The sequence below is a fragment of the Pontibacter sp. HSC-14F20 genome (genome assembly GCF_019599265.1).
Taxonomy (GTDB): domain Bacteria; phylum Bacteroidota; class Bacteroidia; order Cytophagales; family Hymenobacteraceae; genus Pontibacter.
Genome location: NZ_JAHZTC010000016.1, coordinates 113065 through 124820, shown reverse-complemented (window position 1 = coordinate 124820; position 11756 = coordinate 113065). Strand labels below are relative to the sequence as shown.

Sequence of the window (11756 nt, the reverse complement as noted above, 5' to 3'; positions counted from 1 at the left end):
GACAAACTTTTCGCCTCGCCTCTGTCTTCCACTCCGCATGCCTTAAACTCTCTTGTGCCCCAGCTCTCTTCCATAAACCCACCTCCTTTCCGGCTATTCTACGAAACTTATGGCACAGGATAAGGCCGCAAGCTCGCGCCATAACAGCAGAGGGCAGACTGCTTTCGCAACCTGCCCTCTACCTAGAAAGTATAGCTTTCGCTACTTAGTCAATCCAACGGAATTTATACTCCAGTTGTGGCGCTCTCATACGCTCCGCTACTCTTTTGAGGCGGTCTGGCAGTGCTGTAATATAATCGCGGGCGCGCTCGCCGGCATCATTCAAACCAGTTACGGTTTCCAGCTTCCACTCTTTCACGAGGTCGCGCAGGATGTCGGTATAGTCGAGGGCGGTGTACACGTTAATGCGCTGGGCAGCATCGGTGAAGTGGCCAAAAGTTTTGCCCATATCCACACCTAACTCACGCATGTAGTGTGCCGGCATTACGATTTTCTTGCGCATCATGTCCTCAAAGGCCAGCATCATTTCGTTCGGATCGGCTTCAAAGATTTTGCCTACAAAAGCCTTATACGCTTTGGCATGACGGGCCTCATCAGAAGCTACATAGCCACAAAGTTTTGCCAGCATACCATCGCCTTGTTTTTTGGCAATCTGAGCCACACGGCGGTGAGACAGGTTAGTAGCTGTTTCCTGGAAAGAAGTATACACGAAAGCGCGATACGGGTCATTGTCAGTCTGCAGGTCAAAACCATCAGCGATCAGATACTGCGTAGATGCCTCCATTTCGCGCATGTTGATGCGGCCGGTCAGGTAGAGGTACTTGTTCAGCAGGTCACCGTGGCGGTTCTCTTCGGCTGTCCAGGCACGATTCCACCTCATCCAGGGGCTATCTTCGTTGCTTGGCACATCTTTAATAGACATCAGCCAGCTTTCATAAGTTGGCAGTGCTTCTTCGGTAATGGTATCGCCTACCAACACGGCAAGCAGGTCGTAGCTAAGGTCGCGGGCACGTTCCTGCAGGTTTTTTACTTCTTCAAAAAAGTTTTCCATGCGGGCGTCGGGCAGCAGGTCGGCTGGCTGCCAGCTGTCCTCAACGGACTTTAGGAACTCTGTCATTTTTTCGTGGACAAAGTCTTCCATCCACTTCATGACTTCTACACGGGATGCAATGGCTGTAATCATGGTATTGTTTTAGGCGATTGAACTTCAAATATAGGTATTTATACTAAAATATTTGTCCGCAGCGTAATATTAAGTTAACTCTCTGCTAAAAAAAGGTATTCGGATTTAGTGTCGTGTTTAAACTTTAACTTGCTCATTCTCAAAAGCACAAACCATAAAGCACAACCAGGTTAACTTATACTTACGCAGAAACAGAAAACAGTTTACGTGTTTACCCCCAATGTGTAGTAAGTCCCTGACAGAGTGCAATTTCAGCGATTTAAAAGCTTCTGATACAGTACTCTGACGATGCGCAGGTCTACTTTAAGTTTGTTCAGGAGATGGATAGTGCGGTAGACCGGTCCAAGTCCGGCATGCTGCCGTAGCAGGTTCAGAAATTGTTCGGCTTGCTGATAGTGACCAGTCAGGAAAGCGTGCCGTGCTTCGTATTGCAAACGGCGGGTCAGGGCGTTTTTTTCTTCCGGACTATGCACCAGTTTCGCTGCTTTTTCGCAGACCAGTACTGTTGAGTTCAGCTGTCTGTCTCCTGGCTTGTACAATTGTTGTGAAAGCGAATGGGCGTGCAGACGACGCTTGGTGGTGATGGCATCCAGGAAAAAGTATTTATACCTACGGGAAGATCGCAACCAAAAGTCAAAGTCCTCATAGGCAAGTGTTTCGTCATAACCCTGCAGGTCCTCGAACACTTGTCGTTTCATCATCATGGTGGGCGGACAGATAAAATAACGGCCCAGTAAATGGTGAAAAATATCGCCGGAAGGTGCAAAGGAAATCACCTCGCCTGCCTTGTCGCGCTGGCAGTGAAAGCGGACATACCGGCCATTATCATCGCTGTACTCTGCATCCGAATAGACAACACCATAAGTCTCGTCCAGCTTTTGGAAGGCCGCTACCTGCTGCGCCACCCGCTCGGGCAGCAACACGTCATCAGTAGCAAAATCGATAATGTATTCACCTTTGGAGGCCCGCCAGGCCAGGTTGAATGCCTTGGTATTACCCATGTTGGTGCCTGTGCTCATGAAAGTGAGTTGCGGGTATTTCCGGACGTATTCCTGAATAATGCCAACGCTATTGTCAGTGCTGCAATCGTCCATGATGATGATCTCCAGATTGGAATAGGTCTGGGCCAGCACCGAGTCCAGCGCTTCGGCGATGAAACGCTCGTGATTGTAGCAGAGGCAAATGATCGATACCAGCGGAATTGCAGCAGAATCAACCATGGCGCTCAAAAAAAGTGTGAATGCAAGTAACTACTGCTTCCTGTTCTGCCTCCGTCATCCCCGGAAAAAGCGGCAGACTCAGGCTTGCGTCGGCCAGTTCCTCGGCTATTGGGAAGCTCCCTTTTTCATAGCCTAAATAGGTATAAGCCTCCTGCAAATGCACGGGCACCGGGTAGTGTATGGCCGTCTGTATACCTTGTTCAGACAGGTATAGCTGCAAGGCATCGCGCTGCTTTGTGCGGATGTTGAAGATGTGGTAAATGTGCGTGCAATCCGGCGCTGTGACAGGCAGTGTGAGGTCTCCTATACCTTGCAGTGCAGTCAGGTATACCTTAGCCAGTTGTTGACGCTCACCGTTTAGTGCATCGAGGTATTGCAGCTTGATTCGCAGTACGGCGGCCTGTAGTGTATCGAGGCGGGAGTTGATGCCTACTAGTTGATTGTGGTATTTCTGTTGCTGTCCGTAGTTGTGGTACATGTGGGCATACGCGGCCAGTTCTGGGTCTGAAGTAACGACAGCACCGCCATCGCCAAGCGCACCCAGGTTTTTGGTCGGGTAAAAACTGGTGGCGCTGATATGACCGAAGCTACCAACCGTACAGCCTCTGTAACTCGCGCCCTGTGCCTGTGCAAAGTCTTCGATGATCGTCAGGTTGTGCTGTTCAGCTAGTCCCAGAAAGCCTGCCATCTCGCAAGCCTGGCCATAGAGGTGCACAGCTATGATGGCTTTGGTGCGAGGTGTGATGTGCTCAGAAGCTTCAATAGCAGTGAGGTTACAGGTATAGCGATCCGGATCGGCCAGCACAGGTATAGCCCCAACCTGCACTACGGCATTCGCAGTCGCGATGAAGGTATTGGCCGGCACGATCACCTCGTCACCAGCTCCTATACCTGCAGCTTTCAGCGCCACTACCAAAGCATCGTAACCATTTCCTACCCCGATGGTTGTACCTGCCTGCACATAAGCTGCAAATTCATTTTCAAAACCACGCACCTCTTCGCCCAAAATGTATTGCTGACTGCGCAGGGCACCTAGCAACGCCTCCTCCACCTGCTGGTTTATACCTGCGGGGAAGTCACGGAAAGCGAAGTATGGAACCTGCGTTGCGGGCATAGGTATAGACGGTATTTACAGGGCCAGGTGTGCTACCAGACGCTGATAAGTTGGGTAATCCCGGATGTAGTCGGACTCCTCAAAATCGGTGGAAGTCAGGCAAACGGCTATGGTACCGGGTGCAAAATGCAGATCGGTCCAGCACATGGCCGGCAGGTATAGCCCCGTGGCCGGATCGTCCAGCACAAAGGTCTTCTTTTTTTTGCCGTTATCTGTCTCCACTGTAATACTTCCGGTTACGGCTACCAGTACCTCCTCGGTGGCCTTATTGGCATGCTGCCCGCGCAGTACACCCGCTGGTGTGCCGTAGGTCCAGAACACCCGCCTGATTACAAAGGGTATATTTTGGGCCAGTTGTGTGGAGGCGATGAAGCCTATTTCTTGGCTACCGGTTTCGGTAAAGCGGAGCAGGTATGGTGTGGCAGACAAAAGGAAATTTTTAGTAGAGCCACAAATTAAAACAATTTCGGCAAATGTGCCTATACATCTGGTCCCGGCTTTGCCCTTGCGGACGCTTCTGTTACTTTTGCAATGCAGGCCGCGCTGCCTGCTCCTGCTTTTATACCTATGTTTTACCTGATCCGGTATGGGTTGTGGGTTTAGACCTCAGGCTTTACCAGTGCCACGAAGCGTAAACTTGCAGACAGTAATTTATTATCATATTACCAAGCTAGCAGTCGGAGTAGTCTGCACGGGAATGGCTGTTGTGCTGCAGACGAAAGTGCTGCCTAAATAGCAGGAAATAGCCGCCTATCTGTTTTATATTATGGAAGACACCTACCGTACCATCGAAGCGCCCTCCGAAGGCCTCTACAAAGAAAAAGGAAGTAAATTCATTGCCCTGGCCTACCCGGTATACACGGAGGAGGAAGTGAAAGAGATCCTCACCGACCTACGCAAGCAGTATTACGATGCTCGCCACCACTGCTACGCCTACAGCCTGGGTGCTGACAAAAGCCGCTACCGTGCCAACGACGACGGCGAGCCCAATCATTCCGCCGGTGACCCTATCTTGGGACAGATCCGGTCCTTCGACCTGAGCAATGTGCTGATTGTGGTGATACGCTATTTCGGCGGCACCAAGCTCGGTGTCAGCGGCCTGATCAACGCCTACAAAACCTCCAGCGCCGAAGCCCTAACTATTGCCACAATCATCGAAAAGCATGAAACAACTTTACTTCAGGTATACTTCGCCTACCCGCAGATGAATGACGTGATGAGTTTGGTGAAAGAGTACGAACTCGGCGTAAAAGACCAGCAATTCGAACTCGACTGCCACATGACACTGGAGGTTCGGCAAAAGCTGGAAGAAGAAGTGAGCGGCAAGCTGCAGGGAATTGAGGGAGTTAGGGTTGCCTGAATCAGGATAGATTAACAAAATTCTCGTGCACGATTAACATCCCCCTGCCACAGGTAAATCACCTCCCCTAGCCCTTCCTTTTGTATAGGGCCTCTCCCCCCAAAACAGGAAGGCGACTTAATACTACGATCAATTCCGGTATAGCAATGTAAGTGCATTACCATGTGCACTATTAACACACCTCCGCCCCTCACAAGAGGGGAATTTCTGGCGTTGCCACTTTATTAGGTATAAGCGTTGTAGCAAACTACCACTGGCAGGGATAGCAAGGCTAACTTGCCCTTGAGCTATTAAATAAATAGCATTAGCCAGATGCACCTTTTGACACTCCACTGTTGGGGGTGAAGGGGTCCCCTGTCAAGAGCGTTCAGCGAGTGGGGGGAGGGGCCCTCGATTTGGGGAGTCTTGACTTTTTTGCCTACTTTTTATGTCAAGACAAAAAGTGAGTGCCCGCCGCACAGGCGAAGCTATGAAAGAGAACAGTTTGCTATACCTGCAGCAGCCGCCACAACAAAACAAAGCTCGCTTGCACAATCGTAAAGCAAAACCTAATTTTCATTAACTTACACGGCTGCAGCATACACCGTCAACACAATGGCTAAGAAGAAACGTCAACACTCCCGACATAAAATCCTTGACCGTAGACTCGGCATCAGCCCAGGCTCCCTCTTTATACCTTATGAGGCACATGCCCCCCGTTATTTTCTGATGTCCTTTAACGGGCAGCTGTTCAAGGAGCAGGAGCTGGTTTCTTACGCCGAACTGGTGCAGCAGGTAAAATCGCAACCTGACGCTACACACTGGATTGACATCCGTGGGTACGCTGACCTCAGCATGCTGGAGTTGCTCAAGCAGGACTTCGACATTCACTCGCTGCAGATGGAGGACGTGATCAACGATTACCAGCGCCCCAAAGTCGACGAGCTCGACGACCGCCTTTTCATCATCACCCGCATGCTCCGCTGGAAGGAAGAACAGCATACCCTGGAAGACGTGCAACTCTCGGTTTTCTCCGGCTCTAACTATGTGCTCACCCTGCAGAGCGACTATGAAGACTGCCTGGATCCACTCCGCGAACGCATCCGGGCTGGCAAAGGCGTCATCCGGCAACGACCGCCCATGTATGTCGTGTATGCCATTCTGGACGTGGTGCTCGATTACTATTTCCCGGTGATGGGGGCCATCGGAGTTTACATTGAGGAACTGGAACAGAAAATTCTGGATAACCCGACAAAGCAAACCCTACGCGAGATACTGGATCTCAAAAACGAACTGATAAAACTGCGGCGCATCGCCTGGCCGGAGCGCGACAAAATGAACGAACTGCTGCGCATGGACGAAGACATTATACCTGATAACCTGAAGGTATACTTCCGGGATGCTTACGACCACACGGTCCAACTCATCGACCTGATTGACAGCCACAAGGAAATGTCGACGAGTTTGGTGGAGCTGTACATGTCTACGGTGAGCAACCGCATGAACGAGATTATGAAAGTGCTCACCATCATATCGAGTATCTTTATACCGCTAAGCTTTATCGCCGGGGTATACGGCATGAACTTTTCGCGCGAAGACCCTGAAACTGGCGAGGTGTTTCGGCTGAGCATGCCCGAGCTATACCTGCCCTACAGCTACCCCATCCTGATGGTGCTAATGACGACCCTTGTACTGGTGCAGCTATACCTGTTTTATAAGAAAGGCTGGTTTAAGAGCTTTTAAAGTAACATTTATATAATTCACGATGAATATTCCTGAATTTCTTGATTTGCTAAAAGCGCAATTGAGTAAACTTTCTAACGATGATGTAGCAGCTTTTGCGATAAGTATTTGCAACCGATTGCTACCTTATTACCTAGAATTTCATGAACATTCTACCTGGGGAAATCCTAACACTTTATTAGAGGCTGTTTTGATTTGAATGAATAAAAAAGCAGGTGCCGGTTGTTTGAGTAAGAAAAGTTAGCAGACTTATGACTTACCCAAGTAGTTTAACCGACACCCAATGGCTTTTAATAGCGGAGATATTCGAGGAGCAGATGCTGCAGCGCAAGCGCCAGTGGCCGCTTCGCAGCATTCTGGACGGCATATTCTACGTGGTCAAGGGGGGCGTTCAGTGGCGCATGATGCCGCTAGACCTGCCCTGCTGGCAGACGGCCTACTACTATTACCGTAAATGGCGGCGGGATGGTTGCTGGGAAATGCTCCACGATTGTCTCTCAAAGCAGGTCAGGGGCCGCCATGGCAAGGCGGCCTCCCCGAGCGTGGGCATCCTCGACTCGCAGAGCGTGAAGACCGTGCAGCAGGGCGGCGAGCGGGGCTATGACGCGGCCAAGCGGGTGAAGGGGCGCAAGCGGCATCTGATGGTTGACACGCTGGGCCTGTTGATCGTGCTCATCGTCCACCGGGCAGACGTTGCCGAGCGGCAGGGAGCCCAGTGGCTGCTGCAAAGGGCCGCCTCCAGGATGGCGGACTTCAGTCGCCTGAGGCTGTTCTTCGCCGACCAGGGCTACGGCGGGCTTGCCATGTGGGAGTGGGTGAAAAACACGTTCCGCCACCTGAACTGGAGGCTGGAGATTGTGAAGAAGATCCACAAGAAAGCCTTTGAAGCTTTACCTAAGCGATGGATAGTGGAACGGACCTTCGGCTGGCTCAACCTTTACAGGAGGCTGTCCAAGGACTATGAGTACTCCACCAAATCGTCTGAGACGATGATAAAAGTGGCCATGATTCACATCATGCTTAACAAACTAAATAAAGGAAATTAAAACAGCCTCTTAGATAGCATAAAATTTTGCGAAACGACCAATTGTTTCGATAGCACTAAAAAAAGTACGTTACTAAGGCTTGCTAGCCAAATAGAGAGTATAATACCTGTTACAGAAGAATTTGAGAATGGAAGTCTTGCCTTAAATGCATCAGCATCCGTTTTAGAGCTTGTGGCATTTATTCTTGATAAAGATCTGGACCACACCCTGAATATCAGCAATTATATGATTGATACAGTAGACTTTATTTCAAGAGAAGAAGATCTTGCCGAATCTGTAGTAAATAAGAAGATATCACAGGAAATGAAGTACCAACTTGAGCTAACGAGGAGATGTTAGCTTTTAATCAGGCAGTTTGAAGTTGAGTTTCTGAAGCTCGTTGCGGAACACTTTGTAGACGGAGTAGTTATTGCCTACCTCATTGTAGTGGATGCTAACAGGCTGGTTGCTTTCCAGCGATCTGCCTCCTATCAGGCGCGCATCCGGGCCATATAGGTAAGTTTTCTGCGGGCCGGTTTCGGTAATAGCGTATACCTGGTTACCGCCCCCGAAGTTAAAGTACTGCACAATTTTGGGCGCCGATGTCACGTAGCGTTTCTCAAACAACTCTTTCAGGTCCTGGTCGAAGGCGGCCACTTTGCCCTGCTCCTGCCGCACAATAATGAAGGAACGGCCGCTGGCATCGGGCACGAGATCGAACATGGCGCTTTTGCTTGGACGTGGCAGCTGCTCCCGCTTCACCACCTGGCCCTGCAGGTTAAACTGTACCACCTCACCATAGCGCGTCACCACCGTCACCACAGAGCGGCGCAGGTCGGCACCCGCCCGAATCATACCTTCTGATGTAATGGGTACTCGCAAACTGAAAGGAAAGCCCGGATAAGTTTCGCCTTTAGTATTGAGGGCATATACATAGCCGTTCTCGAGCAGCACCATAATAACGTCCCGGCCACCTACCCGCACGTGCTGCGGAGTAGCTGCCAGTCGGTAGTCCATGCGGCGGGGTTGCCAGCCAGGTATAGCGTTGCCTCGCGTATCGAACATGTACAGGTTGCCAAGGGCGTCGTCTACCAAAAAGCGATAGTCACGGTTTTTCTGGAAGTCAAACACGGACAGGCGCTGCAGGCGCAAAGTATCACTTACATTAAACGGAAAATGCTCCAGATTGCGCCCCAGGTTATCGATAGCCTGGATGCGGGTGTCTGTGGCAAACACATAGCGCAGCCGCTTGTCGCTGCCAAGCTCGATTTGCTGCAGACTGCCTCTTACCTGTGTCTGTAGCGTATCGGTCCAGCCACGGCTGCCGGTGGAGGTAATGTTGTGCAGCACCTGCATAGAGTCCTGCACTACCACTTCCCGGCTGCGGTCTATGGCATTCTGGATTGGGTATGGCGGCGATATCAGGCGGCTTGCGAATGGGATGGTCAGCTCTTCTTCGAAACCTTCCTGGTTACTGTCGGCGCTGCGCTCCTGCCTTCTGAACAGTACACTGGTATAATATTGGTTTTCGGCGCGGGCAAACTGCACGCTCACCTGGTTAAATCTTCGGATCAGGCTTGAGTTCTGCAAGAGGTCCTCGCGGTTCTCTTCCTGCACATAACGGTTCAGAATATACCAGGCATTCACGGTGTTCAGGTATAGACTGAAGTTACCTTCCTGCAATGTTTCCTCCAGAAAAGACTTTTGCGCCACAGAGCGTCCCCATACTTCCCCTGCATTGATGTCGTCGATGAGGGCGTGCAGACTGGCTACTTCCGGCGAGAAGATCATATAATTATCGAGCTGCAGCACGTAGCTCTGCTCAAATCCGGCGAACAAACTGCCAAACAATCGGGCTGGTAATTCTTCCAGGTCCAGCAGTTGCAAGGTATAGTTGCCGTACTTTTCGGTATAGACCTTTTTGTTCTGGGCTTTGCTAAGCTGTTGTGCCAGGGCCTGTAGGCGAGCGTCGGTTTTGCCGCCGCCTTCCATGCGGGCAATCACCATCTTATCGGGGCTCGTGTTCATGTTGTAGGACTCCATGTAAGCCAGCGCGATCTCCTGGTTAAAAGAGCCGGCCAGACTGTCGATGGCGGGGCTGTACGCGTCGGCAGGAGCTTTACCATCGCGCAGACGGGCCACCTCTCCCACTCCAAAATGCATCAGCATGGCTGTGCGCGTAGGCAGCAACAGTTTAATTTCGAGGGGACGGGGCTTGGCTGGCTGCAGTTTGGTCTGAAAGGAGCCTTCTAGCGTTTCCGGATTAGAAAAACCATTCAGGAAAACCTTATTCTGGTCGAGCTTGAGTTCCAGCATGGCGTTGCGGCAAAAGCTGCTCAGGTAGCGCACCTGCGGCATCAGGTCTTCCTGCACAAAAAGCCCTAACAGGTCAGGCAGGGCACGGTAGTTCACAAACACGTTGGCGTACACATCGGCCTGGCTCAGGTAATTCACTTTCTGGTAGTCTGCGGCAACGGAGCTGAGTTTACCCCGGTTGATGCGGCGCACGATCTCCTCCACCAGCACAGGCGAAGCACTCAGGATGATGTTGTTGTGATAAGAGAAGAAGGTAAAGCTGTTGCCCAGTTGAGTATTGGTCACATCGGTGAGCAGCATACCCTGGTACTCGCGCGTATTTTCCTTAAACACCGGATTTTTGACGATGTTTTCGGTAAGCGTGCGCAAAAAACGATGTTCCCCTACCGACGCCACCGGGATGTAATACACAAACTCCACATCGGTCTTGCCAAGCACGTGAATCGAGGTGAGAATATTTTTTTTGTCGAGGAAACGCTCGAGGCGCTGGTTGCCGGGTGCCACGCTGTCAAGCATGGTCATGTGCTCCTGAAAGCGCTGCACCACCGGCAACAACGAGAAACTTTCCCATAGAGCGGTTTCCTCCAGGTGCTTTTTCAGGTTGTTGTGGTTATTGGTTTCCACCACAAAAGCTGCCGTTTCAGGCACCAGGGTCCAGAGGTTCACCTTCTGCTGTGCGTCCTGCCACCTGCTAAAGCCATAGTAGGCCAACGAGGCAAGTGTTACAAATGCGATGAAGAAAAAGACAATGCGTTTCGGCATAGCGGGGTGTATGAAGCTACAAATTAACCGAAAAAAATAGAAAACACCCCAGTATAGCGCCTTCCGTACCATTTCATACCCAAAATATCCTGATATCTATACCTGTTTAGCGGCTACAGCCTATACCTGGCAGGGCATTGTGCGTATATAGGGGCCAACCCAAACCTCCCAAACATGTTCCGGATACTTTTACCTGTTGATTTTTCGGAAGGCTCCACCAAGGCCAGCCAGTACGCCCTGCAACTTGCAGCCGGTGTTCCGGGCGCCAAGCTGCTGCTGCTCCACTGCTTTCAGGACTACCTGGCCGATGCCAATCCGGTGCCGTCCAGCGCTGCCACCCTGAATCCCTCAGAACAGCTGGCCGAGCGTGTGCTGCACCGCAACGAAACCGAAGCGCTGGAGCAACTCGAAGCCCTGTATGAGGAATTGATGCAAAAAGCCCGCAGCATGGACAGCACCCTGCACATCGAGCGGACGCTTGTTCATGGCCTGCCCGAAGAGGAAATACCTGAACAGGCAGAACACTTCCGTCCTTCCCTGGTCATTATGAGCACCAAAGGCGAGGCAAGCATCGGACGGGCAGTGTTTGGCACCGTATCGACCAAGGTGATTGATGAGGCGCGTGTGCCCGTGCTGACGATACCAAATCAATTCAATGGCATTATACCCGGCCGCATCCTTTACGCTACTGACTTCGGCAAAACGGACGTGGCCGATATTGACCGCATCCGGAAAATATTCGGCCATCTGGACCCCATGATCTACTGCGTGCATATCTCCGACGACCCCGAAGAAGACCGTGAAAAGTTACTGGTACTGCAGCAAGACCTTCAGCACGGTGCACCCGAAAACGACATCCGTTATGCCCTGCTCGAAGGCGAGGATGTAGCGGAGGCCTTGCAGGACTTTGCCCGCAGCGAAACAATCGATCTGCTGGCCCTGACTACCCAGGAGCGCGGCACATTCGACTCACTCTTCAACCCCAGCCTGGCCAAAAAGATGGTGCTGCATGCGCCATTGCCGGTGCTCGTCTTTCAGAGTAAGGTATAGGCAA

At 51.3% G+C, this 11756-nt stretch carries 11 protein-coding genes; 6 read left to right on the top strand and 5 right to left on the bottom strand.

The genetic code is table 11. The features are described from left to right. Positions 1–205: 205 nt before the first annotated feature. From K3G39_RS15540 to K3G39_RS15525, 4 genes are all read right to left on the bottom strand, one after another. Positions 206–1183, bottom strand: a complete 978-nt coding sequence (locus tag K3G39_RS15540) for an acyl-ACP desaturase (RefSeq protein WP_220627092.1) — start codon at positions 1181–1183, stop codon at positions 206–208. A 251-nt stretch (positions 1184–1434) separates the two neighbouring features. After that, complete coding sequence (locus tag K3G39_RS15535) at positions 1435–2403, bottom strand: glycosyltransferase (protein WP_220627091.1); 969 nt, start codon at positions 2401–2403, stop codon at positions 1435–1437. Continuing rightward, the gene (locus K3G39_RS15530) at positions 2396–3517 is read right to left on the bottom strand and encodes a DegT/DnrJ/EryC1/StrS aminotransferase family protein (protein ID WP_220627090.1); all 1122 of its coding nucleotides are present in this window, start codon (positions 3515–3517) and stop codon (positions 2396–2398) included. The genes K3G39_RS15535 and K3G39_RS15530 overlap by 8 nt, the downstream gene beginning before the upstream one ends. Before the next feature lie 15 nt (positions 3518–3532). Further along, a complete protein-coding gene (locus tag K3G39_RS15525) occupies positions 3533–3946 on the bottom strand; it encodes an FdtA/QdtA family cupin domain-containing protein (protein ID WP_220627089.1) in 414 nt (137 codons plus the stop codon). Between the two features lie 337 nt (positions 3947–4283). On the opposite strand from K3G39_RS15525, the gene K3G39_RS15520 reads away from it, so the two are divergent. The 5 genes from K3G39_RS15520 to K3G39_RS15505 all read left to right on the top strand — a co-directional run bounded on the left by K3G39_RS15520 (position 4284) and on the right by K3G39_RS15505 (position 7645). After that, positions 4284–4877, top strand: a complete 594-nt coding sequence (locus tag K3G39_RS15520; protein ID WP_220627088.1) for a YigZ family protein — start codon at positions 4284–4286, stop codon at positions 4875–4877. Positions 4878–5304: 427 nt separating this feature from the next. Beyond that, entirely contained in the window at positions 5305–5439 is a 135-nt protein-coding gene (locus tag K3G39_RS20955; RefSeq protein ID WP_255594401.1) for a hypothetical protein, read from the top strand. Positions 5440–5471: 32 nt separating this feature from the next. Continuing rightward, positions 5472–6599, top strand: a complete 1128-nt coding sequence (gene corA, locus K3G39_RS15515) for a magnesium/cobalt transporter CorA (RefSeq protein WP_220627087.1) — start codon at positions 5472–5474, stop codon at positions 6597–6599. Positions 6600–6621: 22 nt separating this feature from the next. Then, positions 6622–6798 carry a DUF416 family protein gene (locus tag K3G39_RS15510; RefSeq protein ID WP_220627086.1) on the top strand — a complete coding sequence of 59 codons (177 nt, stop codon included), beginning with the start codon at positions 6622–6624 and terminating at the stop codon, positions 6796–6798. Between the two features lie 52 nt (positions 6799–6850). Then, positions 6851–7645 (top strand): IS5 family transposase, encoded by a 795-nt coding sequence (locus K3G39_RS15505; protein WP_220627085.1) that lies wholly within the window; start codon positions 6851–6853, stop codon positions 7643–7645. Positions 7646–7987: 342 nt separating this feature from the next. On the opposite strand, the gene K3G39_RS15500 is transcribed toward K3G39_RS15505, so the two are convergent. Beyond that, entirely contained in the window at positions 7988–10702 is a 2715-nt protein-coding gene (locus tag K3G39_RS15500) for a hypothetical protein (RefSeq protein WP_220627084.1), read from the bottom strand. A 174-nt stretch (positions 10703–10876) separates the two neighbouring features. Between K3G39_RS15500 and K3G39_RS15495 the strand changes: the two genes are divergently transcribed. Then, a complete protein-coding gene (locus K3G39_RS15495) occupies positions 10877–11752 on the top strand; it encodes a universal stress protein (RefSeq protein ID WP_220627083.1) in 876 nt (291 codons plus the stop codon). Positions 11753–11756 lie beyond the last annotated feature (4 nt).